Below are 22739 nucleotides of genomic sequence, written 5' to 3' on the forward strand. Positions count from 1 at the left end.
GTGCGGGTCACGAGGCGGCTCCGAAGGTGAGGGGGAGGTTGTCGATCAGCCGGGTCGTCCCGACCCGGGCGGCGACGGCGAGGACGGCCTCGCCGGTGAATCCGTCCTCGATCTCGGTGAAGTCGGACGGGTCGACGAGTGCCAGGTAGTCCAGTTCGAGCGGCGGCGACAGGCGCGCGCCCTCGTCGAGGGCGAGGCGAGCTGCCGCGCGGACGGCGGAGGGGGCGCCCGGGAGCGCCTTGGCGACGGCGTGCGTGTCGGCTGCGGCACGGGACTCCCCGATGGCGCTGAGCGCCTCGGCACGCGCGTGCGTGGCGGGCACCTCGCGCGCCCGCGCCCGCAGCGCCTCCTGCGCCGCGTGCCGGTCGCGGCCCGCGAACAGCGCGCGGGAGAGCGCGAGGGCCGTGCGCCGCTCCTGGGGCGAGAGAAATCGGTTGCGGCTGGAGAGGGCGAGCCCGTCGTCCTCGCGGACGGTGGGTACGCCGACGATCTCGATGCCGAAGTTCAGGTCCCGCACCATGCGGCGGATGACGGCGAGCTGCTGGGCGTCCTTCTGGCCGAACAGGGCCACGTCGGGACGCGTGAGGTGGAGCAGCTTGGCGACGACGGTGAGCACACCGTCGAAGTGCCCGGGCCGCGAGGCGCCCTCCAGGCGCTCCCCCATGGGGCCCGCGGTGATGCGGACCTGGGGCTGTCCGCCCGGGTAGACCTCGTCCACGGAGGGCGCGAACACGGCGTCGGCGCCGGACAGTTCGGCGAGCTTGAGGTCGGCGTCGAGGGTGCGCGGGTAGCGGTCGAGGTCCTCTCCCTGGCCGAACTGGAGGGGGTTCACGAAGACGGTGACGACGACCTCGCCGTCCGGCCCCGCGATCTCGCGCGCGGTGCGGATCAGGGTGGCGTGGCCCTCGTGCAGGGCGCCCATGGTCATCACGACGGCGCGGCGGCCGGTACGCGTGCGTGCGTGCAGTTCGTCCGCGGTGCGCAGCAGGGCGGTGGTCATCGGGCATCTCCCTCGGCGCCGTCGGTCCCGGTGGATCCGTTGGTCCCGGTCGTCCCGTTCGCGAGCACTCCGAGCAGGTCCTCGGCGTATTCGGGCTTGAGCAGTCCGTGGGCGAGCGCGCGGTCGGCGGTCGCGCGGGCCATCGCCAGATAGCCGGCGACGGTCTGCGGGGCGTGCTTGCGCAGCTCCGCGACGTGCGCGGCGACGGTGCCCGCGTCCCCGCGCGCGACCGGACCGGTCAGGGCCGCGTCCCCGGAGCGCAGCGCGTTGTCGAGCGCGGCGCCCAGCAGCGGGCCGAGCATCCGGTCGGGCGCCTCGACACCGGCCTCGCGCAGCAGCTCCATGGACTGGGCGACCAGCGTGACCAGGTGATTGGCGCCCAGCGCGAGCGCCGCGTGGTACAGCGGGCGGCGCTCCTCCTCGATCCACTCGGGCTCGCCGCCCATCTCGATCACCAGGGCCTCGGCGGCCAGCCGCAGCTCGTGCGGCGCCGTGACGCCGAACGAGCAGCCGGCCAGGCGCTGGACGTCCACGGGGGTGCCGGTGAAGGTCATCGCCGGGTGCAGGGCCAGCGGCAGTCCGCCCACCCGCAGGGCCGGGTCCAGGACCTTGGAGCCGTACCGCCCCGAGGTGTGCACGAGCAGCTGTCCCGGCCGCACGGCCCCGGTCTCGGCGAGGCCCTCGACCAGCCCGGGCAGGGTGTCGTCCGGGACGGTCAGCAGCACCAGCTCGGCGCGGGCCAGCACTTCCGCGGGCGGCACGACGGGCACGTCCGGCAGCAGCAGCGCGGCGCGCCGCCTGGAGGCGTCGGAGACTCCCGAGACGGCCACCGGGCGGTGCCCGGCGAGCTGGAGCGACGCGGCCAGCGCGGGGCCCACCCGACCGGCTCCGACGACGCCGACGGTGAGCCGCGCGGGGCGGTCCCTGGGGTCTGGCTGTTGGACTGTACTCACGCGACCGAGGCCTTCCCGTTCCAGTCCGCTCTGGGTACCGGACGATTTCTCGTCATGTTAACGCGATTGGTTCGAGGGGCGTTCGGTTGTACACAGGCTGTGGGCGACGGCACGTCCCGCCCGCACCGGAAAGCCTGTGGAAAACCTGGTGCCCGCGTGCGAGGGCGTTGGGCATGATCCGGGCCATGAGCGATACGGCGCAGAGCGATACGGCGGAACAGATCAAGCGGCGGCGCGAGCGGCGCATCACCGCGAACCGGACAGCGGAGCGCGCGCTGGCCCGCATGGGTTTCCTCAACCCCCTCCGCGAGCGGCTGGCGTTGCTGGCCGACGCGCACGAGGTGTACGACCTGGACGAGACGGCGGACGTCTACGGCAACGGGATCGTCGAGGCCCTGGAGGACAAGGTCGCGGGACTGCTCGGCAAGGAGGCCGCCGCGTTCTTCCCCACGGGCACGATGGCCCAGCAGGTCGCGCTGCGCAGCTGGGCGGGCCGCACCGGCAACCCGACCGTCGCCCTGCACGCCCTCGCCCACCCCGAGATGTACGAACGGCACGCGTTCAGCCAGGTCAGCGGCTTGCGCCCGGTCCGCGTGACGAGTGAGCCCCGACTGCCCGGCGCCGACGAGGTGCGCGACTTCGAGGAGCCCTTCGGCGCCCTGATGCTCGAACTGCCGCTCAGGGAAGCCGGTTTCGTGCTGCCCACCTGGGAGGAACTGACCGCGGTCGTGGACGCGGCGCACGAGCGCGACGCGGTGGTGCACTTCGACGGGGCGCGCCTGTGGGAGACCACCGTCCACTTCGGCCGCCCGCTGGCCGAGATCGCGGACCTCGCGGACAGCGTCTACGTGTCGTTCTACAAGTCGTTCGACGCCTTCGGAGGCGCCGCGCTCGCCGGCCCGAAGACCCTGATCGAGGAGGCGAAGGCCTGGCGGCACCGGTACGGGGGCGCGGTCTTCCAGCAGTTCCCGACCGTTCTGTCGGCCCTCGCGGGCCTGGAACGGGATCTGCCCCGGCTCCCCGAGTACGTCACCCACGCACGCGTGGTGGCCGACGCCCTGCGCGAGGGCTTCGCGGCGGCCGGGGTTCCCTGGGCGCGGATCCACCCCGAGGTCCCGCACACCTTCGACTTCCAGGTCTGGCTGCCGTACGGCGTCGACGACCTCGCCGAGGCCGCGATCCGGCAGGCCGAGGAAACGGGGATCTCCCTGTTCGGCAACCACTGGGACGAGCGGGGCCCGGGTCTGGCGATGACCGAGGTCTACGTGCGCGCCGACGCCCTGGAGTGGACGGCGGCGGACGTGAAGGCGGCGGTCGCGGAGTTCGTGTCCCGCCTCACCGAGGTGACCGGCGGGTCGGGAGCGGCCGGCGCCGACGGGGCCGGAGCGGCCGGCGCCGTCAGCACGTAGAACGCGGCCGCAGGTGCAGCCACCGACCCAACGCCTGCCGTATCCGCCCGTGGGCCGGGCGGCCGGCGGCAACGGCGCGAAGCTGCCACTGGTCGCGCAGTTCCCGGACGACCTGCCAGTCGTCGGCGCCGGGGGCGGGCGGCGCGGGCTCGCCGAGCCTGCGGGCGCGGTAGGTGTCGAGGAGGTACTGCTGCGTGATGCTCATGACGGATCGCCTTCTCGGGACGTGGAGACGGTGAAGGACGTGACGTCAGGAGGACCCGACGTCAGAGATCCGTGGGCTCCGCGGCTGCCCCGGGGTGTCCACAGTGCGCCGGTACGTCGGTCGCGTCGCGCCGATTGACGGCCGCCGTCAATCGGGCGGGGCGTTGTCGGTGGCGGGGTGCACCATGAAGTCATGAGCGTGCGCATCGACATCGCGGGGCTGCGGCCGGAGAGGGTCGCCGTCGTCCCCTCGCCCCTGGCCGAGCTCGGCATGGCGCTGCACGCGCTGTCCGAACCGGGGCACCATCCCGGACTCCAGGGCTGGGTGACCGGCGTGACCGCCCGGATGGACCCGCAGCTGGCCGACCGCATGTGCGAGGCCGACTTCCTGTGGCGGACGACGTTCTCGGACCTCTTCATGCCCTGCGCCGGCATCCCCGGCCGGACCACGCTGCCCGGGGCGACGCTCGCCGAGGAGCTGGACCAACTCGACAAGCTGACGGACGAGCAGTTCGTGGACGCGGCCCTGGAGTTCACCTGCGCCATGCCCTACGGCACGGGCCCGAGCCCCCTCGTCGACGCCGGGCTGCGCCGCCGGGCCCTGGAGCTGGCGGCCTCGCGCGGGCCGCAGCAGGTGCGCTTCAGCGAGCGGCTGCTGGCCGACCCGCCCCGGATCCGGGCCTGGCTGCGGCAGTTCCTGGCCGACTGCGACGAGGCGTTCTTCGCGGACACCTGGTCCCGGCTGCGCCACCAGCTGGCCGCCGACGCCCGGCTCAAGACGGACCTGCTGCGCCACCGGGGTCTGACCGAGATGCTGACCGCGGTCTCCCCGGTGGTCACGCTCGACGAGGGCGCCGGCCAGATCACGGTCGACAAGCTGAGCGTCGGGCACACGGCCACGGCGGAGGGCGGTCTCCTCCTCGTACCGACGAGCCTGGGCTGGCCGCACCTGTCCGTCCTGTACCGCCCGCACTGGCAGCCCGTCGTGCACTACCCGGTCGCCACGCCCGAGCTGACCTCACCGGCCTCCGTGGAGCAGCTGACCCTGCGCATGACCGCGCTGTCCCACCCCGTCCGCATGCGCATCTGCCGGCATCTGGCCCGCAGCGCCTACACGACGAGCGAGCTGGCCCAGGTGCACGGCATGACGGCCCCCGAGATATCCCGCCACCTGAGCGTCCTGAAGAAGGCGGGCCTGATCACCACGCGCCGCCGCGGCCGCTACGTCCTCCACCAACTGGACGTGACGGTGGTCGCCCGCCTGGGCAGCGACTTCCTGGAGGGAGTCCTGCGCTGAGCCGTCCAGAAGGGGGCGCGAGGCGATGGGCGACTTGGCGCAGGGCGTCACGCGGTGAGCCGTCCGGCACCGGACGCGCTGAGGCGAGCCACCTGACGAAGGCTGTCCAGTGCTGCCTGTCCGACGCAGGACTTTCTGCAGTGAGCCGTCCGACCCGAGCCGTCCTGCGCGGAGCGTCCGGCACGGAACGCCCGGCACCGGGCCTCCCCCGGTACCCCGAACGCTCACCACCGGGCCTCCCCGGTAAGCCGTCCGACCCAGGGCGCTCTGAAGGGAGCCGCCCGATGCGGGGGTCCCGCGCTGACCGTCCGACGCAGTGCGCCTCGCGCTGAGCCGTCCGACACGGGAGCCTTCCGCAATCCGCGCCCTGGCACAGGATCGCGCTCAGCACCCGCCACGGGACCGTCAGCCGTGCCCGCCCGCCCGCACCAGCCCCGTCTCGTACGCGAGGACCACCACCTGTACCCGGTCCCGGAGCCCCAGCTTGGTCAGTATGCGGCCGACGTGGGTCTTCACCGTGGCCTCGGACAGGACCAGCCGGGCCGCGATCTCGCCGTTCGAGAGGCCCTGCGCGACCAGCACCATGACCTCGCGCTCACGGTCGGTGAGGCGCTCCAGTTCCTTGTGCTGCGGCTGCTTCCCGGCGCTCGGCAGCATCGGCGCGAACCGGTCGAGCAGCCGGCGTGTGGTCGAGGGGGCCACCACCGCGTCGCCGCTGTGCACGGCACGGATCGCGGCGAGGAGCTCGCCGGGCGGCACGTCCTTGAGCATGAAGCCGGACGCACCTGCCTTGAGCCCGGAGAAGGCGTACTCGTCGAGGTCGAAGGTGGTCAGGATCAGCACCTTGGGCGGGTTGTCGTCCTGGCAGATGCGGCGGGTCGTCTCCACGCCGTCGAGCTTGGGCATGCGGACGTCCATCAGCACCACGTCGACGGTCGTCGCGCGCAGCACCTCGAGAGCCTCGACACCGTCCCCCGCCTCCGCGACGACCTCCATGTCCGGCTGCGCCGCGAGCACCATCCGGAATCCGGTGCGCAGCAGCACCTGGTCGTCCACGAGCATCACGCGGATCGTCATCGGGGCCTCTTCCGTTCTCTTCACGTTCGGGTCGACAAGGTCACTGGTCATTACGTCGGCGGGGCGTTACAGGTGTCAGCGAGGCGCACGTCCACGTCAGTGTGCGGGTTTCAGCGGCAGCAGCGCACTGATCCGGAATCCGCCGCCCGGGCGCGGGCCCGCGTCCAGGGTGCCGCCCACCATGCCGACCCGCTCGCGCATGCCGATCAGGCCGTGCCCCTGTCCGTCGACGCCGCCCTCCTCGTACAGCTCGTGCGGGGCGCCCTTGCCGTCGTCCTCGACGAGCAGCCCCAGGCCGTCGTCGAAGTAGACCAGCCGCACGCTGGCGCCCGTGTTGGGTCCGCCGTGCTTGCGGGTGTTGGTCAGCGCCTCCTGGACGATGCGGTACGCGGTCAGCTCGACACCGCTGGGCAGCGGGCGCGGGGTGCCCTCGACCTTGAAGTCGACGGGCAGGCCCGAGGTGCGGCACTGCGCGATCAGGTCGTCGATCTGCTCGACGTCGGGCTGCGGCACGTACTCGCCGGCCTCCTTGTGCTCGCCGGTGCGCAGCACACCCAGCAGGCGGCGCATCTCGGCGAGGGCCTGGCGGCCGGTGGAGGAGATGGTCTCCAGGGCCTTCTTGGCCTGGTCGGGCGCGGAGTCCAGGACGTAGGCGGCGCCGTCCGCCTGCACCACCATCACCGACACGTTGTGCGCGACCACGTCGTGCAGCTCGCGCGCGATCCGGGCGCGCTCGGCGGCCACCGCGACCTTCGCCTGCGCCTCGCGCTCCTTCTCCAGACGGGCGTTGCGCTCCTCCAGCTGCTCGAAGTACGCACGCCGCGTGCGTATCGAATCGCCCAGTACCCAGGCGAGCGCGAACGGCACCGTCTGGAAGACCACGACCCCCACGTTGTTCAGGACGCTCGTGTCCTCGTTGGGCCAGCGCAGGTGCGCCACCGTGGCCGCGCCCAGACTGGCCACCAGCGCCAGCCGTGAGGCCCAGCGGGCGCCCGTCGCGGCCACCGTGTAGACGATCACCAGCATCGCGAAGTCGGCCGGCGTCACCGCGACGTCCACCACCAGCTGCACGATGCCGAGCCCGAGGGTCAGCAGCAGCATCTTCTCCGGCATCCGTCGGCGCAGCGCGATCACCAGGGACAACAGGAACGCGATCGGCACGATCAGCACCTGCGCGTCGGTGCCCGGATCCTCCGTACGAGCCGTGGCGCTCGCCACGGAGACCCCGAACAGGATGACGGCCCAGAAGGTGTCGACCCCGGTCGGGTGTCTGCGGAGGAAGTCATAGAGGCGCTGCACGTAACCCAGCGTAGGGATGCGGGATGCGTGCAGGGGTCAACCGGAGGACCGATCCGTATCCGCCGCGCATACTCCGCAAGGTGGAGGCTCCGCTCTTCCGTTCGGGCAGGACCCGGGGTTTCGCGCGGTCTCGTCGTCCACCAGGTGGCGCACACGGGCTTAGCCGACCCGTTCCTGAGGACAGGCCCTAGCCTGACCCGGTGACGGAAGACATTGCGGGCGAGACCGGCGAGTGGCACGGCTGGCGTACGGCGACGCAAGACGCCCTTTACGGGCCCGGCGGTTTCTACCGGCGCCCCGAGGGGCCAGGAGGGCACTTCCGTACGTCGGTGCACGCCTCGCCGCTGTACGCGGAGGCGGTGGCGCGGCTGCTGTGCTGGGTCGACCGGGCGCTGGACCGGCCCGACCCGCTGGACTTCGTCGACATGGCGGCGGGGCGCGGTGAGTTGGCCGTGGGCGTACTGGCCGCGCTGCCCGCCGAGGTGGCCGCACGCACGCGTGTCTACGCCGTCGAGCTCGCCGACCGCCCGGCGGGGCTCGGCACCCGGATCGAGTGGCTGCCCGAGCCGCCGCGCCGGATCACCGGCCTGCTGTTCGCCAACGAGTGGCTGGACAACGTCCCGGCGGAGGTCGCCGAGGTGGACGCCGCCGGCACCGCCCGCCGGGTGCTCGTACGCCGGGACGGGGCCGAGCGCCTCGGAGAGCCGGTCTGGGGCGCGGAGGCGCGCTGGCTGGCGCGGTGGTGGCCGCTGCCGCCCGAGGAGGGCGCGCGCGCCGAGATAGGCCTGCCCCGGGACGAGGCCTGGGCCGAAGCGGTCTCGGCGCTCGAGCGGGGACTCGCGGTCGCCGTCGACTACGCGCACACCGCGGCCGCGCGCCCCCCGTTCGGGACGCTCACCGGCTTCCGCGAGGGGCGCGCGACGGTTCCCGTGCCGGACGGGTCGTGCGACATCACGGCGCACGTCGCACTGGACGCCTGCGCGGCGCACGAGACCGCGCGCACACTCCCCGCCGCGCACCTGCTCTCGCAACGCGCCGCTCTGCGCGCCCTCGGCGTCGCCAGCGCGCGCCCCCCACTCACCATGGCGTCCACCCACCCCGCGGCCTACGTCCGCGCCCTCGCGACCGCCGGCGAAGCTGCCGAACTCACCGCACCGGGCGGCCTGGGCGACTTCGGCTGGCTGCTGCAACCGGTCGGCCTCCCGGACGCACTCCTCGAGAACGCGCTTTTCGAGGGCTCCCGCTCCGACTGACGTTCGAAACCCCGAACCGCTCCTGATCCCGGCCGCCGCCCTCGACGCCACGCGCCGCCCGCCGGGCGACCCGCTATTTGTCGATGTCCCCGACCACGAAGAACAGCGACCCCAGGATCGCCACCATGTCCGCGACCAGCGTCCCCGGCAGCAGCTCCGCGAGGGCCTGGATGTTGTTGTACGAGGCCGAGCGCAGCTTCAGCCGGTACGGGGTCTTCTCACCCTTGCTGACGAGGTAGTAGCCGTTGATGCCCAGCGGGTTCTCGGTCCACGCGTACGTGTGTCCCTCGGGCGCCTTCAGGACCTTCGGGAGCCGCTGGTTGATCGGCCCGGGCTCCAGTGCGGCGAGCCGGTCGAGGCAGGCGTCGGCGAGGTCGAGGGCGTTGTGGGTCTGCTCCAGGAGCACCTCGAAGCGGGCGAGGCAGTCGCCCTCCTGGCGCGTGACCACCTTCAGGGTGTCCTGCAGCTCGCCGTACGCGAGGTACGGCTCGTCGCGGCGCAGGTCGAAGTCGACGCCCGAGGCGCGCGCGACGGGCCCGCTCACGCCGTACGCGTGCACCGCCTCCGGCGAGAGCACCCCCACGTCCCGGGTGCGCCCCCGGAAGATCTCGTTGCCGAGCACCAGGTCGTCGAAGCGGTCCATCCGGGAGCGCACGGCGGCGACGGCCCCACGCGCGCGTGCCGCCCAGCCCGCCGGCAGGTCCTCCTTGAGGCCGCCGACGCGGTTGAACATGTAGTGCATGCGCCCGCCGGAGATCTCCTCCATGACGTTCTGGAGGACCTCGCGCTCCCGGAACGCGTAGAAGACCGGGGTGATGCCGCCGAGCTCCAGCGGGTACGAGCCGAGGAACATCAGGTGGTTGAGCACCCGGTTCAGCTCGGCGAGCAGCGTGCGCGTCCACACCGCGCGCGGGGGGACCTCCATGCCGAGCATGCGCTCCACGGCGAGGACCACGCCGAGCTCGTTCGAGAAGGCCGACAGCCAGTCGTGCCGGTTGGCGAGCATGATGATCTGGCGGTAGTCGCGCGCCTCGAAGAGCTTCTCGGCGCCCCGGTGCATATAGCCGATCACCGGCTCCGCGCGCGTGATGCGCTCGCCGTCGAGGACCAGCCGCAGCCTGAGCACACCGTGCGTGGACGGGTGCTGGGGCCCGATGTTGAGCACCATGTCCGTGCTCTCCGCGGCACCGCCGACACCGACCGTGGTCTCCGTCGTCCCCGTCGTAGGAGTCATGCGCACAGTCTGTCCTACGTACGCTGGCCGTATGGAGACGGGGAGCGCGCGCGAGGCGGGCACGGCGGGGGACGACACTGCGGGGCCCGAGTGGCGCGGGCTGCCGCCGGGCCTGCTGCGGATGCGACGGCTGTTGCTGGTGGTGTGGCTGGGGCTGATCGCCCTGGCCGTCGGACTGCTGCTCGGCCTGCTCGCCGGGCCCGGCTGGGCCGCGTTCGCGCTGCTGCCGCTGGCCCTCATGGCCTGGGGCTGGGTGCTGCTGGGCCGCAACTGGCGCTCCTGGCGCTACGCCGAGCGCGCCGACGACCTGCTGCTCAGCCGGGGCGTGCTGTGGCGCGAGGAGACGGTCGTGCCGTACGGGCGGATGCAGCTGGTCGAGGTGACCTCCGGGCCCGTCGAGCGGCACTTCGGGCTGGCCAGCGTGCAGCTGCACACGGCCGCCGCGGCGACCGACGCGACCATCCCGGGGCTCGAACCGGCCGAGGCGGAACGGCTGCGCGACCGGCTCACCGAACTCGGCGAGGCCCGATCGGCGGGGCTGTGACGACGCCGGGCGTCGACGACGCCGTACGGGAGAAGGCACCGCTCGCCGAGCACCGGCTGCACCCCGTGACGCCGCTGCGGCGGGCGTGGGCGCCGGTGGCCGTGCTCATCGGGTGGGCCGTGCACGACCCGGACCAGGCGCAGCGCCAGTTGACGAAGCTGACGTCCACCACGCTGCTGATCGCGCTCGCCGTGCTCGTCCCGGCCGCCGCCCTGTACGGCTTCCTCACCTGGTGGTTCACCCACTTCGCGGTGACGGACTCCGAACTGCGCATACGGACCGGCCTGTTGTTCCGGCGCACCGCGCACATCCGCCTCGAACGCATCCAGGCCGTCGACATCACCCAGCCGCTCCTCGCGCGCGTGGCGGGCGTCGCCAAGCTGAAGCTCGACGTCATAGGCACCGACAAGAAGGACGAGCTGGCCTTCCTGGGGGCGGACGAAGCGCGTGCGCTGCGCGCGGAACTGCTGGCGCGCGCCGCCGGTTTCGCCCCCGAGACCGCGCACGAGGTCGGCGAGGCGCCGGCGCGTCAGCTGATGCACACGCCCCCGCTGGACCTCGCGATCTCCGTGGTGCTGACGGGCGCCACCTGGGGCTCCCTGGCCGCCGCCCTCGTCGTACCGCCGCTCCTCTGGTTCGCCACCCACAGCGTGTGGTCGGTCCTCGCGACCGGCCTGCCGCTGCTGGGCGCGGCGGGCGCGAGCAGTGTGGGGCGCTTCGTCGGCGAGTACGACTGGACGGTGGGCGAGTCGCCGGACGGGCTGCGCATCGACCACGGCCTCCTCGACCGTACGCACGAGACCGTGCCGCCCGGGCGCGTGCAGACCGTGCGGATCGTGGAGCCGCTGCTGTGGCGGCGGCGCGGGTGGGTGCGGGTGGAGCTGGACGTGGCCGGCTCGTCCAACTCCGTGCTCGTGCCGGTGGCCCCGCGCGAGGTCGCCGAGTCGGTCATCGCGCGCGTACTGCCCGGCGTGCGCGTGGCGGAGGCCGCGGCGCTGTCCCGCCCGCCGCGCCGGGCCGGGCGGTGCATGCCGTTGTGGTGGCGCGGCTACGGGATCGCCGTCACCGACACCGTGTTCGCCACCCGGCACGGCCTGCTCAGGCGGAGCCTGGCGCTGGTTCCGCACGCCAAGGTCCAGAGCGTACGGCTGGCTCAGGGGCCCTGGAAGCGCCTGTGGGGCCTCGCGGACGTCCACATGGACACGGGGGCCAACAAGACCGTCACGGCCCGGCTGCGGGACGCCGAGGAGGCCGCGGAGCTGCTGCGGGGGCAGGCGGAGAGGTCACGCACGGGACGCCGGGACGCGCTGCCGGACCGCTGGATGGCGTCGTAGACCGGCCCGGCCCCCGGCACTGCCCTCGTGACGAGGACAGTGCCGGGGGCCGGGCCGGAGACCAGGTCGCAGTCCGTGGACCAGGTCGCGGTCCGTCAGGAAACCGCGCTCCGGATGGTCCGCAGGCCCTGAAGGTCGATGTGTTCCGTCTCGTCGTGCGCCGTCAGGTCGATCACCTGGCCGACGCCGCGCGACCGCTCGTCGGCCGGCTTGAACTCCGCCTCCGCCTCGGCCTTGTGCAGCGCGAGGGCCTCCTGGCCGACCACGTCGGCGAGGTCCTCGTTCTGCACGACGTCCAGGGCACCGTGCGCCATCTCGCTCTTCGTACCGAAGAAGTCGAACCCGCCCTCGACGGACGGCCGCCGCACGGGCGCCGCGGGCACCACGGCCACCGCGGTCGGCGCGACGAAGTGACCCGAGGGCTGCTGCACGGGCGCGGACGGGACGGGCCCGACCGAAGGGGCGGCGGCCGCGCGCTCATGCCCGTCGACCGCCTCGGGCTTCCCCTGCGCCTCGTCCTCCTGCGCCGCGGCCTCCGTACCGGAACCGGCGGCGGCCTCGGGCGCGGCGGTGGCCGCCGCGGTGGCGGCACCGGCCTTCGCCTTCACCGGCTCGCGCTTCGCGGAGCGCCGCCCCTTCGTGGGGCCGTCGTCCTTCGGGGAGTCGTCACCCTTCGGGGACTCGTCGTCCTCGTCGGCCACCGTGTCGGCCCGAGGAGCGGCGTCGTCCTGGGAGCCGTCCTCGGCTGCCACGACCTCCGCGCCGGCCTCGTCCTCGGCAGCCTCTTCGGCGTCGTCCCCGGCCTCGGTCTCGTCCTCGGCCGCAGCCGCGTCGTCATCCTTCAAGGAGCCGTCCGTCGAAGAGTCGTCCTTCAAGGAGTCGTCCGTCGAGGAGTCGTCCTTGGGAGAGCCCTCGCCGTCCCCGTCGAACTTCTTCAGCGCCGCCTTCGCCCGCAGGAACAGGTGCGAGCCCTCCGGCGAGAACACCGGTGTGGCCGCCGGCCTCTCGTCGTCTTCGTCGTCGAAGTCGTCATCGTCGTCGTCGAAACCCTCGGCGAGGTCCGCGTCCACCGGCTCGTCCGCGTCCACCGAGGCAGCCACAGCCTCGGTCTCCGCCTCCACGCCTTCGACGCTCTCGGCGTCCTCGCCCTCCGCGTCCGCCCATTCCGGATCCGGATCCGCGGCCTCTATCTCCAGCAGGCGGCGGCCCTCCAGGGCGCTCGCACGCTCGGTCTCGGCCGTCGCGTACCGCCGCAGCAGGGCCGCGTGCTCGTTGCGCAGGCCCGCCAGTTCCGCGCGCTTGCCCCGCAGCCGCTGCTCCAGCTTGGTGCGCAGCTCGCGCGACTCGTCGAGGTCGGTCTCCAGCTCGGCGATCCGCTCCTCGTGCCGCCAGTCGTCGCTCGCCCGCGCGCGCGTGAGGTCGGCGACCTGTTTGCCCGCCTGGGCGTCCCAGCGCCGCATGACGGCCGCGCCGACGACCGCCGTGGCCGCGGCGAAGGCGGCTATGACGCGGAGCACGGACGATTGTGTGAACACCCACGGCCCGAAGGCGCAGACGAGCGAGACGCCCGCTATCGCCGACGGGGGCAGCAGCCTGTGCAAGGGCGGTGAATGGCGATGACGTCCACGTGGCATGGCCAGAAACTTACCGCGCGTAGGCGAACGTTGGTGCCCCGCCCCGTAAAAACACAGCCATACCGAAACGTTCACAGGGCATCAGGAATTGCAATGCACCGAATTCACCAAGATCGACAATGTCCGACGCCCTTGTCGAGCCGCCTCTCGGGCTCCTCTCCGGCCCTCTCGGACACCCTTGTCAGCGGTCGCTCAGCCGCCCGCTGATCCACTGGAGCGTCGCCGGAATCTCCCGTCGCCAGGTGTTGAAGTTGTGCCCGCCGCTTTCGAGGATGATCGACGAGATCCGGGTCAGCTTGGTGGCCCGTACGCGCTCTATGAACTTCAGTGTGTCCCGGTAGTTGGATTCCCCGATCCGGCTGCTGGTGACGAGCAGTGAAGTGTCGGGCGCGGGCGCGTGCTTGAGGAACCACCACAGGTTCGCCCGGTCGCGCAGCCGCTTGTCGCCCTGGAAGAGATCGCCCGTGGTGGGGTCGATCGGCGCCTTGTAGTACGGCGACAGGCCCGCCCCCGCCGCGTAGGAACCGGGGTGGTGCATCGCGAGCTTGAGCGCGCAGTAGCCGCCCGTGGAGTCGCCGATGATTCCCCAGGAACCCGGTTTCGCGCCCACCCGGTAGTGCGCGAGCACGGCCTCGGGAAGGTCTTTCGCGAAGAACGTCTCGGTCTGCGGCCCGCCGGGGACGTCCACGCACTCGGTGTCCCGGGGCGGCGCGACCGTCGGACGCATCATCACCAGGATCATCGGTTGCATACGGCCGTCCTTCGCGAGTTCCTGGGCCGTGCGCGGGTAGTGCAGCTTGTCGACGAGTGCCTTGGCGGTGCCCGGATATCCGGTCAGGACGACCGCCGCGGGAAAGGTACGCGCGCGATAGCGGGCCTGGAAGTACTCCGGCGGGAGATACACGTACGCGGGTGTGGCGATGTGTGTCGTCCGCCCGACGATGTCGACCTGCTGGATCTGTCCGGCCACGTCCGGCCGCGAACCGGCCGCGCCACGCACGCGTGCCGTGTCGACGACCTCCAGGGGGCCGCCCGAGCCGCCGAGCGCACTGTGGTCGACGACCACGCCCTGGCCCTTCTCACGCCCCATCAGGTCCGCCCAGCTGGCGTAGAACCCGAAGGCCTGGTTGGCGGCGAGGGCGACGCACACGAAGAGGGCCAACTGGGTGGCCAGGAGCAGCCCCACGCGCCCGCTGACGGCCCGCCAGTTCCGCCGGGCCAGCCGCGGCCACAGCCACACCGTGCCACCGAACAGCAGTACGGCGAACACGATCGCCCCTACCAGCACCTGATTGCTCGTCAGTCCCATGAGATGCTTCCCGCCTGCGCTTTCTCCCTGGTCCCCCACTCCTTCGCGAGGGCTTGTCCGGGACTTTCCCGGGCCTTTGAACCGGCTTTGAGGAGCAGAGTGAACCTCTCTCCCCGAGACACCGTCCTAGAGGGCGCAATGTCGCCGGATGCCCGAATCGGGCCCGGATCCAAGCTTTCTCGCAGAACTACGGGATGCGATGTCTGTCAGGACAGATGAGGAAATGTCGGGCGGGGTTCCGACCCGAACACGCGGCGCGCGGCGCGTACTGAACGGTCCGCGCCCCGAAGCCGTCCCCGTCCTCGTCGCCAGAGCCTGCGCTCTCGTAGGACTTCTGGACATCGCCGCGGGCGTCTTCCCACGCTTCAGGCACAGCCGTATGCACACCCTCGCCGAGGTGCTGCCCGGAGCGCTCGGACCGTTCGCGGCGGCGCTCGCGCTCAGCACCGGCGTGCTGTTGCTGCTGCTCGCGCACGGTCTCAGGCGCCGCAAGCGCCGGGCTTGGCGGGCCGCGGTGGCGCTGCTGCCGGCCGGCGCGGTGGCGCAGTTCACGTACCGCCACTCCCTGATCGGCGTGGTCATCTCGCTCGCGCTGCTCGCGCCGCTGCTGCGCCACCGCGACCAGTTCGCGGCCCTGCCCGACCCGCGCAGCCGCTGGCGCGCGCTGGCCAACTTCGTCCTCATGGGCGCCGGTTCCCTCGTCCTCGGACTGGTCATCGTCAGCGTCCACCCCAGGCGCATGGTCGGCGACCCGAGCCTGGCCGATCGCATTACGCACGTCCTGTACGGCCTGTTCGGCTTCGAGGGACCGGTCGACTACGAGGGCAGCACCTCCTGGACCGTCGCCTTCTCGCTGGGCGCGCTCGGCCTGCTCACCGCGGTGACCACCATCTACCTCGCCTTCCGGCCCGAACACCCGGCCGCGCGGCTGACCGAGGCCGACGAGGCACAGCTGCGCCTCCTGCTGGACAAGCACGGCGGCCGGGACTCCCTCGGCCACTTCGCGCTCCGCCGCGACAAGGCCGTCGTCTTCTCGCCCAGCGGCAAGGCCGCGGTGACCTACCGCGTGGTGTCCGGCGTGATGCTCGCCAGCGGCGACCCCATCGGCGACGTCGAGGCCTGGCCCGGCGCCATCGAACGGTTCATGGACGAGGCCAGGGCGCACTCCTGGACCCCGGCCGTCATGGGCTGCTCGGAGACCGGCGGCGAGGTCTGGACCCGCGAGACCGGCCTGGACGCCCTCGAACTGGGCGACGAGGCGGTGGTGGACGTCGCGGATTTCTCCCTGGCCGGCCGCGCGATGCGCAACGTGCGCCAGATGGTCAAACGCATCGAGCGCGCCGGGTACGAGACCCGGGTACGACGAGTCCGTGACGTCGGCGAGGCTGAGCTGGAGCGGATCCGGCAGGCCGCCGAGGACTGGCGCGGCACCGACACCGAACGCGGCTTCTCCATGGCGCTGGGCCGCGTCGGCGACCCCTCGGACGGCGACTGCCTGATCGCCACCGCCCACAAGAGCGACGAACACCCCGGCCCCTACGGCGATCTGAAGGCGATCCTGCACTTCGTCCCCTGGGGCACCGACGGCGCCTCCCTGGACTTGATGCGCCGCGACCGCACCGCCGACCCCGGCATGAACGAACTGCTCATCGTCGCGTCCCTGGAGGCGGCGCCGAAACTCGGCATCACGCGCGTGTCCCTCAACTTCGCCATGTTCCGCGCGGCACTCGCGCGCGGCGAGAAGATCGGCGCGGGCCCGGTGCTGCGCGCCTGGCGCGGACTGCTCGTCTTCCTCTCCCGCTGGTTCCAGATCGAGTCCCTCTACAAGTTCAACGCCAAGTTCAAGCCCCGCTGGGAGCCGCGCTTCGTCGTCTACCGCGCCTCCGCGGACCTGCCCCGGATCGGCTTCGCCGCGATGCAGGCGGAGGGCTTCGTCAACCTCGCGCTGCCGCTGCCGCGCTTCCTGCGCCGCCGCCGGACACCCGCACGCGCGTGTGCCCACGCGGTGGCCGAAAGAGACGTCAGAGCGGCCTAGGGACGCATCCCGCTGCCGTCGGAGCGGCCCGAGGCCCTCACGTGACACCCCGGGACAGGCCCGGGCGGAAGTCCCCCTCCAGCCCTGAGGGCCTCCGCCCGGGCCGCGGCGTCCTGCGTGCCCTGCCCTGGGCCTACGCTGAACGCATGAGCAAGCAGAGCGGACGCGGGCGCGTCGCGGGCCTACCGGAATGGGACCGCTGCGCGGTCATGGGAGTCGTGAACGTGACCCCCGACTCCTTCTCCGACGGCGGCCGCTTCTTCGACACCACGGCCGCCGTCAAACACGGCCTCGACCTCGTCAGCGAGGGCGCCGACCTGGTCGACGTCGGCGGCGAGTCCACCCGCCCGCACGCCGCCCGCGTCGACGAGGCCGAGGAACTCAAGCGCATCATCCCCGTCGTACGGGGCCTGGCCTCCGAGGGCGTCACCATCTCCGTCGACACCATGCGCGCCTCGGTCGCCGAGCAGGCCCTCGCCGCCGGCGCCGTCCTCGTCAACGACGTCAGCGGCGGCCTCGCCGACCCCGCGATGATCCCCGTGGTCGCCGCGGCCGGCGCCCCCTTCGTCGTCATGCACTGGCGCGGCTTCCTGGCCGGCGAGAACGTCAAGGGCGTCTACGACGACGTCGTCACCGAGGTCGTCGACGAACTGCACGCACGCGTGGAGGCCGTCCTGGCCGGCGGCGTCGCCCCCGACCGCATCGTCGTCGACCCCGGCCTCGGCTTCTCCAAGGACGCCGAACACGACCTCGTCCTCCTCGCCCACCTCGACCGCCTGCTCGGTCTCGGCCACCCCGTGCTGGTCGCCGCCTCCCGCAAGCGGTTCCTGGGACGCGTCCTGGCCGGACCGGAGGGCGCGCCGCCACCCGCGCGCGAGCGCGACGCCGCCACGGCCGCCGTCTCCGCGATCGCGGCGCACTCCGGCGCCTGGGCGGTCCGCGTGCACGAGGTGCGCGCGACGGCGGACGCGGTGCGGGTGGCACGCGCCGTGGAAGGAGCGCGCGCCGCGCGAAACGGCGTGGAAGGAGCCCTGTGAGCGCCCCCCACACCGACGTGGAACAGGTGGAAGCCGCCAACACCGCCTTCTACGAGGCGCTGGAGCGCGGCGACTTCGAGGACCTGTCCGCGCTCTGGCTCACCCCGTCCGACCTGGGCATCGACGAGGAGTTCCATGACCCGGCCGACGCCGCGGTGGTCTCCTGCGTGCACCCCGGCTGGCCCGTGCTCACCGGCCGCGGCGAGGTCCTGCGGTCGTACGCGCTGATCATGGCGAACACCGACTACATCCAGTTCTTCCTCACCGACGTGCACGTCTCCGTCACCGGCGACACCGCCCTGGTCACCTGCACCGAGAACATCCTCAGCGGCGGCCCCGCGCCCGAGGGCAGCGAGGAACTCGGGCCGCTCGTCGGCCAGCTCGTGGTCGCCACGAACGTGTTCCGGCGCACCCCCGAGGGCTGGAAGATGTGGTCCCACCACGCCTCTCCCGTTCTGACCGAAAACGACGAGGAAGAGGACGAGGAGACACCCTCCTGAGTGGGTAGGCGCCCCACAGGGACCAACAAGTGGTTGGAATCACGAACCCGTGGGTAGGGGCGGCTACCAACCCGTGAGCCGCCGGGTCCCCCAGGGGGAACGACCGATGAAACCCCCTGGCCCCGGCACCGGCCCGCACCCCGGCGGACCGGCGCTGTCAGTGCCCGCGGGTAGATTCGTTCGAGGCCGGTGTGCCGCCCGCACACGGCACGGACCGGCCGTCAACGACGACTGCAGGAGTGATTCGCGTGGATCGTGTCGCGCTGCGCGGCCTCAAGGCCCGTGGGCACCACGGGGTGTTCCCCAAGGAGCGCGAGGAGGGCCAGACCTTCATCGTGGACCTCGTCCTGGGCCTGGACACCCGACCGGCCGCGGCCGACGACGACCTGGCGAAGACCGTGCACTACGGCATCGTCGCGGAAGAGGTCGTGGCCGACGTCCAGGGCGAGCCCGTCAACCTCGTCGAGACACTCGCCGAACGCATCGCCCAGACCTGTCTGAAGCACGACGGGGTCCAGGAGGTCGAAGTCTGCGTCCACAAACCGGACGCGCCAATCACGGTCCCCTTCGACGACGTCACCGTCACCATCACCCGGAGCCGAGTATGACCGCGTCCTTCACCCAGGGGCACAGCGACCCGACCGTCCAGCCGGTGCCCGCCGCCGTGGTCCAGCAGGTGGACGCCGCCGACATCACCCTCAGCAACCCCAGGCGCGCCGTGATCTCCCTCGGCGCCAACCTCGGCAACCGTCTGGAGACCCTCCAGGGCGCCATCGACGCCCTGGAGGACACCCCCGGCGTCCGCATCAAGGCCGTCTCCCCCGTCTACGAGACGGAGCCCTGGGGCGTCGAGCCCGGCAGCCAGCCCGCCTACTTCAACGCGGTCGTGCTGCTGAAGACGACCCTGCCGCCGTCCTCGCTCCTGGAGCGCGCGCACGCCGTCGAGGAGGCCTTCCACCGCGTCCGGGACGAGCACTGGGGCGCCCGCACCCTCGACGTCGACATCGTCGCCTACGCCGATGTCGTGGACGACGACCCGCAGCTCACGCTCCCGCACCCGCGCGCCCACGAGCGGGCCTTCGTCCTCGCCCCCTGGCACGACATCGACCCGGAGGCGCAGCTGCCCGGCCGTGGCACGGTCGCGGCCCTTCTCGACGTCGTCACCCTCGACGGCGTGGCCGCCCGCAAGGACCTGGAACTTCACCTGCCCGAGTAGTCGTTAAGGTCAGGACGAGCACAGTCCGGGATCGGTCCGGGGGAGCTGAAGGGACACCGTGAGAGAGCTGCGCATCAGGTTGCTGGCCGGCGTGTTCGTCGTCGCAGGCGTCCTGTCCTGGGCGGGCGCCCGCCTCTGGAACTCGATCGGGACCCTGCCCAGCGTCCCCCTGGCCGCACCCATCGTGCTGGCGCTGATCGCCGTCGTCCTGCTGGCCACGGCCCTCTCGATCCGCGGCCGCCTCAAGGCCCAGCGCGAGCGCCGCCCCGACGCCAAGGGCGTCGACCCCCTGATGGCGGCCCGCGCGGTCGTCTTCGGCCAGGCCAGCGCCCTGGTGGCCGCCCTGGTCTCCGGCATGTACGGCGGCACGGGAGCCTTCCTCCTGGAGCTCCTGGACACCCCCGCCCGCCGCGACCAGGCCTTCTACGCCGGCTTCTCGGTCCTCGCGGGCATCGCGGTGATAGCGGCCGCCATCTTCCTGGAACGCATCTGCAAGCTCCCGGAGGACGACGAGCACAACAACGGGGCGACGTCCGCGGCCTGACGGGCCCGACGCCCGCCTCGGGTCAGCGCGCCAGTATCAGGCTCATCGCCTCGGCACGGGTGGTGGCGTCCCGGAGCTGACCGCGCACCGCCGACGTCGTGGTCTTGGCGCCCGGCTTGCGGACGCCCCGCACCGACATGCACATGTGCTCGGCCTCGATGACGACGATCGCCCCCCGGGCCTCCAGAATGCGCATGAGGGAGTCCGCTATCTGCGTGGTGAGTCGTTCCTGCACCTGCGGGCGGCGGGCGAACACCTCGACGAGCCGGGCCAGCTTCGACAGGCCGGTGATCTTGCCGGTCTCCGCCGGGATGTAGCCCACGTGGGCCACGCCGTGGAACGGCAGCAGGTGATGCTCACAGAAGCTGACGATCTCGATGTCCTTCACGAGGACCATCTCGTCGTGCCCCAGATCGAACGTGGTCGTCAGCACGTCCTCGGGCTCCTGCCAGAGCCCCGCCAGCAGCTCCCGATAGGCCCGAGCCACCCGCCCCGGCGTCTCCCTCAGCCCCTCCCGGTCAGGATCCTCGCCGACCGCGATCAGGAGTTCGCGAACGGCGGCCTCGGCGCGCTTCTCGTCGAACTCGCCGATCGTGCCCTCGCCGTCCAGCGTCACGGGGTCGGTCATCCTGTGCCTCGTTCCTGTGCGGGTCACGCGTGTGGGTTACGCGCCTCTGTGCAGACATGCGAAAAATGCCGTGCCCCTCAGGCTAGGACCTGAGGGGCACGGCATGCATTTCCGGGCCGGTGGGACCGCGGGAGCCTGATCAGCTCTCGGGGCGTTCCTCCGGGGCCGTCTCGGTCACCGGGGCGTGCTCCGTGACCGTCGCCTTGGCGGTGGTGATCGCCGGCGTGGAGCCGTTGGCGCCGTTCGTCAGTGCGAGCTCCTTGGGGGAGAGCACCGGCGGACGGGTGGACGGCGTACGGCGGGAAGAGCCCGTCCAGGCAGGCCGCGGCGGGCGCTTGACGATGGTGGCGAAGACCTCGGCGATCTCCTCCTTGCCCAGCGTCTCCCGCTCGAGAAGCTGCAGGACGAGGTTGTCGAGGACGTCGCGGTTCTCGACCAGGATCTCCCAGGCCTCGTTGTGCGCGTTCTCGATGAGCTTCTTGACCTCCTCGTCCACCAGAGCGGCGACCTCTTCCGAGTAGTCGCGCTGGTGAGCCATCTCACGTCCGAGGAAGGGCTCGGTGTTGTCGCCGCCGAACTTGATCGCACCCAGTCGCTCGGTCATGCCGTACTGGGTGACCATCGCGCGGGCGGTGGCCGTGGCCTTCTCGATGTCGTTCGCGGCACCCGTGGTCGGGTCGTGGAAGACGAGCTCCTCGGCCGCACGGCCGCCCAGCATGTAGGCCAGCTGGTCCAGCATCTCGTTGCGGGTCGTGGAGTACTTGTCCTCGTCCGGCAGGACCATCGTGTAACCGAGGGCCCGTCCACGCGACAAGATCGTGATCTTGTGCACCGGGTCGGAGTTCGGGGAAGCCGCCGCGACCAGGGCGTGTCCGCCCTCGTGGTACGCGGTGATCTTCTTCTCCTTGTCCGACATGATCCGGGTCCGCTTCTGCGGGCCCGCCACCACTCGGTCGATCGCCTCGTCCAGCGCGCCGTTGTCGATCAGCTTCTTGTCGCTGCGGGCGGTGAGCAGCGCGGCCTCGTTGAGGACGTTGCTCAGGTCCGCGCCGGTGAAGCCGGGGGTGCGACGGGCGACGGCCGAGAGGTCGACGTCCGGGGCGACCGGCTTGCCCTTCTGGTGGACCTTGAGGATCTCCAGACGGCCCAGCAGGTCCGGCGGGTCGACCGCGATCTGGCGGTCGAAGCGACCGGGACGCAGCAGCGCCGGGTCGAGGATGTCGGGCCGGTTCGTCGCGGCGATGAGGATCACGCCGCCCTTGACGTCGAAGCCGTCCATCTCCACGAGCAGCTGGTTCAGCGTCTGCTCGCGCTCGTCGTGACCACCGCCGAGGCCGGCGCCGCGATGGCGGCCGACCGCGTCGATCTCGTCGACGAAGACGATCGCCGGAGCGTTCGCCTTGGCCTGCTCGAAGAGGTCACGGACCCGGGAGGCACCGACACCGACGAACATCTCGACGAAGTCGGAACCCGAGATCGAGTAGAAGGGCACCCCGGCCTCGCCGGCGACGGCACGCGCGAGGAGCGTCTTGCCGGTGCCGGGACGGCCGTAGAGGAGTACGCCCTTGGGGATCTTGGCGCCGACGGCCTGGAACTTCGCCGGCTCCTGGAGGAACTCCTTGATCTCCTGGAGCTCCTCGACGGCCTCGTCACAGCCCGCGACGTCCGAGAAGGTCGTCTTCGGGGTGTCCTTGGTGATGAGCTTCGCCTTGGACTTGCCGAAGTTCATGACCCTGGAGCCGCCACCCTGCATCTGATTCATCAGGAACAGGAAGACGACCACGATGAGGACGAAGGGGAGCAGGGAGAGCAGGATCCCGAGGAAGGGGTTCTGCTTGGACGGCGAAACGGTGTAGCCGTCCGGGATCTGCTTGTCCTGGTACTTGGTCTGCAGGGTATTGGCGAGGTTGACGCCCTGGTCGCCGATGTAGCTCGCCTGGATCTTCGAGCTGCCCTCGACCTTTTCGCCGTCCTTGAGCTGGACCTTGATGGTCTGCTCGTCGCCTGTGGTCAGCTTGGCCGACTCGACCTTGTTGTCATTGATCGCCTGGACGACCTGGCCGGTGTCCACCGTCTTGTAGCCGCCGGACGAGCCGACGACCTGCATCAACACGACCACGGCAAGGACGGCCAGCACGATCCACATGACCGGCCCACGGAAGTATCGCTTCACGTCCATCCATACGGAGCGAAGTCGCCCCGTCCCTCCTGCCATAGTGAGTTTGATAAGAC

At 71.8% G+C, this 22739-nt stretch carries 21 protein-coding genes; 11 read left to right on the forward strand and 10 right to left on the reverse strand.

Annotated features, from left to right (window positions below):
* Nucleotides 1-7: 7 nt before the first annotated feature.
* On the reverse strand, nucleotides 8-1000 hold the full coding sequence (panC, locus tag ACIP6U_RS18630; RefSeq protein WP_401718660.1) for a pantoate--beta-alanine ligase: 993 nt from the start codon (nucleotides 998-1000) through the stop codon (nucleotides 8-10).
* A complete protein-coding gene (locus ACIP6U_RS18635) occupies nucleotides 997-1953 on the reverse strand; it encodes a Rossmann-like and DUF2520 domain-containing protein (RefSeq protein WP_401718663.1) in 957 nt (318 codons plus the stop codon). The genes panC and ACIP6U_RS18635 overlap by 4 nt, the downstream gene beginning before the upstream one ends.
* A 185-nt stretch (nucleotides 1954-2138) precedes the next feature.
* On the opposite strand from ACIP6U_RS18635, the gene ACIP6U_RS18640 reads away from it, so the two are divergent.
* Nucleotides 2139-3362: a threonine aldolase family protein gene (locus ACIP6U_RS18640; RefSeq protein ID WP_401718666.1), complete on the forward strand. Its 1224-nt coding sequence runs from the start codon at nucleotides 2139-2141 to the stop codon at nucleotides 3360-3362.
* Here the strand turns inward: ACIP6U_RS18640 and ACIP6U_RS18645 are convergent.
* Nucleotides 3352-3567, reverse strand: coding sequence for a hypothetical protein (locus ACIP6U_RS18645; protein WP_401718669.1), 216 nt, complete (start codon nucleotides 3565-3567; stop codon nucleotides 3352-3354). The two genes, ACIP6U_RS18640 and ACIP6U_RS18645, sit on opposite strands and share 11 nt — an antisense overlap.
* A 192-nt stretch (nucleotides 3568-3759) precedes the next feature.
* On the opposite strand from ACIP6U_RS18645, the gene ACIP6U_RS18650 reads away from it, so the two are divergent.
* Nucleotides 3760-4863: a DUF5937 family protein gene (locus tag ACIP6U_RS18650; protein WP_401718671.1), complete on the forward strand. Its 1104-nt coding sequence runs from the start codon at nucleotides 3760-3762 to the stop codon at nucleotides 4861-4863.
* A 405-nt stretch (nucleotides 4864-5268) separates the two neighbouring features.
* Here the strand turns inward: ACIP6U_RS18650 and ACIP6U_RS18655 are convergent, their stop codons facing one another.
* Both ACIP6U_RS18655 and ACIP6U_RS18660 read right to left on the reverse strand, forming a co-directional pair.
* Nucleotides 5269-5940: a response regulator gene (locus tag ACIP6U_RS18655; RefSeq protein WP_401718674.1), complete on the reverse strand. Its 672-nt coding sequence runs from the start codon at nucleotides 5938-5940 to the stop codon at nucleotides 5269-5271.
* 96 nt (nucleotides 5941-6036) lie between these two features.
* Nucleotides 6037-7239 (reverse strand): histidine kinase, encoded by a 1203-nt coding sequence (locus ACIP6U_RS18660; protein ID WP_401718677.1) that lies wholly within the window; start codon nucleotides 7237-7239, stop codon nucleotides 6037-6039.
* A 200-nt stretch (nucleotides 7240-7439) separates the two neighbouring features.
* On the opposite strand from ACIP6U_RS18660, the gene ACIP6U_RS18665 reads away from it, so the two are divergent.
* Nucleotides 7440-8492, forward strand: a complete 1053-nt coding sequence (locus ACIP6U_RS18665) for an SAM-dependent methyltransferase (protein ID WP_401718680.1) — start codon at nucleotides 7440-7442, stop codon at nucleotides 8490-8492.
* Between the two features lie 73 nt (nucleotides 8493-8565).
* On the opposite strand, the gene ACIP6U_RS18670 is transcribed toward ACIP6U_RS18665, so the two are convergent.
* Nucleotides 8566-9726: an NADH-quinone oxidoreductase subunit D gene (locus tag ACIP6U_RS18670; protein WP_401718682.1), complete on the reverse strand. Its 1161-nt coding sequence runs from the start codon at nucleotides 9724-9726 to the stop codon at nucleotides 8566-8568.
* Nucleotides 9727-9757: 31 nt separating this feature from the next.
* Here ACIP6U_RS18670 and ACIP6U_RS18675 point away from each other — a divergent pair, with 31 nt between their 5' ends.
* Nucleotides 9758-10270 carry a PH domain-containing protein gene (locus tag ACIP6U_RS18675; RefSeq protein ID WP_401718685.1) on the forward strand — a complete coding sequence of 171 codons (513 nt, stop codon included), beginning with the start codon at nucleotides 9758-9760 and terminating at the stop codon, nucleotides 10268-10270.
* Nucleotides 10267-11604: a PH domain-containing protein gene (locus ACIP6U_RS18680; protein WP_401718688.1), complete on the forward strand. Its 1338-nt coding sequence runs from the start codon at nucleotides 10267-10269 to the stop codon at nucleotides 11602-11604. The genes ACIP6U_RS18675 and ACIP6U_RS18680 overlap by 4 nt, the downstream gene beginning before the upstream one ends.
* A gap of 95 nt (nucleotides 11605-11699) precedes the next feature.
* On the opposite strand, the gene ACIP6U_RS18685 is transcribed toward ACIP6U_RS18680, so the two are convergent.
* Both ACIP6U_RS18685 and ACIP6U_RS18690 read right to left on the reverse strand, forming a co-directional pair.
* Nucleotides 11700-13238 carry a hypothetical protein gene (locus ACIP6U_RS18685; RefSeq protein ID WP_401718691.1) on the reverse strand — a complete coding sequence of 513 codons (1539 nt, stop codon included), beginning with the start codon at nucleotides 13236-13238 and terminating at the stop codon, nucleotides 11700-11702.
* A gap of 181 nt (nucleotides 13239-13419) precedes the next feature.
* Nucleotides 13420-14547 (reverse strand): alpha/beta hydrolase, encoded by a 1128-nt coding sequence (locus ACIP6U_RS18690; protein WP_401718694.1) that lies wholly within the window; start codon nucleotides 14545-14547, stop codon nucleotides 13420-13422.
* A 223-nt stretch (nucleotides 14548-14770) separates the two neighbouring features.
* On the opposite strand from ACIP6U_RS18690, the gene ACIP6U_RS18695 reads away from it, so the two are divergent.
* The 6 genes from ACIP6U_RS18695 (at nucleotide 14771) to ACIP6U_RS18720 (ending at nucleotide 19879) form a co-directional block, all read left to right on the forward strand.
* Nucleotides 14771-16582: a phosphatidylglycerol lysyltransferase domain-containing protein gene (locus ACIP6U_RS18695; protein ID WP_401718697.1), complete on the forward strand. Its 1812-nt coding sequence runs from the start codon at nucleotides 14771-14773 to the stop codon at nucleotides 16580-16582.
* 146 nt (nucleotides 16583-16728) lie between these two features.
* Entirely contained in the window at nucleotides 16729-17619 is an 891-nt protein-coding gene (gene folP / locus ACIP6U_RS18700) for a dihydropteroate synthase (protein ID WP_401718700.1), read from the forward strand.
* A complete protein-coding gene (locus ACIP6U_RS18705) occupies nucleotides 17616-18119 on the forward strand; it encodes a nuclear transport factor 2 family protein (RefSeq protein ID WP_401718703.1) in 504 nt (167 codons plus the stop codon). The genes folP and ACIP6U_RS18705 overlap by 4 nt, the downstream gene beginning before the upstream one ends.
* Nucleotides 18120-18367: 248 nt before the next feature.
* Nucleotides 18368-18727: a dihydroneopterin aldolase gene (gene folB / locus ACIP6U_RS18710; protein ID WP_401718706.1), complete on the forward strand. Its 360-nt coding sequence runs from the start codon at nucleotides 18368-18370 to the stop codon at nucleotides 18725-18727.
* Complete coding sequence (folK, locus tag ACIP6U_RS18715) at nucleotides 18724-19335, forward strand: 2-amino-4-hydroxy-6-hydroxymethyldihydropteridine diphosphokinase (RefSeq protein ID WP_401718709.1); 612 nt, start codon at nucleotides 18724-18726, stop codon at nucleotides 19333-19335. Before folB ends, folK begins: the two co-directional genes overlap by 4 nt.
* A gap of 58 nt (nucleotides 19336-19393) precedes the next feature.
* Entirely contained in the window at nucleotides 19394-19879 is a 486-nt protein-coding gene (locus ACIP6U_RS18720; protein ID WP_401718712.1) for a DUF3180 domain-containing protein, read from the forward strand.
* A 22-nt stretch (nucleotides 19880-19901) separates the two neighbouring features.
* Here the strand turns inward: ACIP6U_RS18720 and folE are convergent, their stop codons facing one another.
* Nucleotides 19902-20507 (reverse strand): GTP cyclohydrolase I FolE, encoded by a 606-nt coding sequence (gene folE, locus ACIP6U_RS18725; protein ID WP_123998613.1) that lies wholly within the window; start codon nucleotides 20505-20507, stop codon nucleotides 19902-19904.
* Between the two features lie 139 nt (nucleotides 20508-20646).
* On the reverse strand, nucleotides 20647-22686 hold the full coding sequence (ftsH, locus tag ACIP6U_RS18730; RefSeq protein WP_401718715.1) for an ATP-dependent zinc metalloprotease FtsH: 2040 nt from the start codon (nucleotides 22684-22686) through the stop codon (nucleotides 20647-20649).
* Nucleotides 22687-22739: the final 53 nt, after the last annotated feature.

It is taken from the genome of Streptomyces sp. NPDC088794 (assembly GCF_044750545.1).
Lineage (GTDB): Bacteria > Actinomycetota > Actinomycetes > Streptomycetales > Streptomycetaceae > Streptomyces.

Bases quoted from the DNA above. Each gene is read 5' to 3' on its own strand.
- panC (WP_401718660.1), bottom strand. From the start codon at position 1,000: ATGACCACCGCCCTGCTGCGCACCGCGGACGAACTGCACGCACGCACG.
- ACIP6U_RS18640 (WP_401718666.1), top strand. From the start codon at position 2,139: ATGAGCGATACGGCGCAGAGCGATACGGCGGAACAGATCAAGCGGCGG.
- ACIP6U_RS18645 (WP_401718669.1), bottom strand. From the start codon at position 3,567: ATGAGCATCACGCAGCAGTACCTCCTCGACACCTACCGCGCCCGCAGG.
- ACIP6U_RS18650 (WP_401718671.1), top strand. From the start codon at position 3,760: ATGAGCGTGCGCATCGACATCGCGGGGCTGCGGCCGGAGAGGGTCGCC.
- ACIP6U_RS18655 (WP_401718674.1), bottom strand. From the start codon at position 5,940: ATGACGATCCGCGTGATGCTCGTGGACGACCAGGTGCTGCTGCGCACC.
- ACIP6U_RS18670 (WP_401718682.1), bottom strand. From the start codon at position 9,726: ATGACTCCTACGACGGGGACGACGGAGACCACGGTCGGTGTCGGCGGT.
- ACIP6U_RS18675 (WP_401718685.1), top strand. From the start codon at position 9,758: ATGGAGACGGGGAGCGCGCGCGAGGCGGGCACGGCGGGGGACGACACT.
- ACIP6U_RS18685 (WP_401718691.1), bottom strand. From the start codon at position 13,238: ATGCCACGTGGACGTCATCGCCATTCACCGCCCTTGCACAGGCTGCTG.
- ACIP6U_RS18690 (WP_401718694.1), bottom strand. From the start codon at position 14,547: ATGGGACTGACGAGCAATCAGGTGCTGGTAGGGGCGATCGTGTTCGCC.
- ACIP6U_RS18695 (WP_401718697.1), top strand. From the start codon at position 14,771: ATGTCGGGCGGGGTTCCGACCCGAACACGCGGCGCGCGGCGCGTACTG.
- folP (WP_401718700.1), top strand. From the start codon at position 16,729: ATGAGCAAGCAGAGCGGACGCGGGCGCGTCGCGGGCCTACCGGAATGG.
- folK (WP_401718709.1), top strand. From the start codon at position 18,724: ATGACCGCGTCCTTCACCCAGGGGCACAGCGACCCGACCGTCCAGCCG.
- folE (WP_123998613.1), bottom strand. From the start codon at position 20,507: ATGACCGACCCCGTGACGCTGGACGGCGAGGGCACGATCGGCGAGTTC.
- ftsH (WP_401718715.1), bottom strand. From the start codon at position 22,686: ATGGACGTGAAGCGATACTTCCGTGGGCCGGTCATGTGGATCGTGCTG.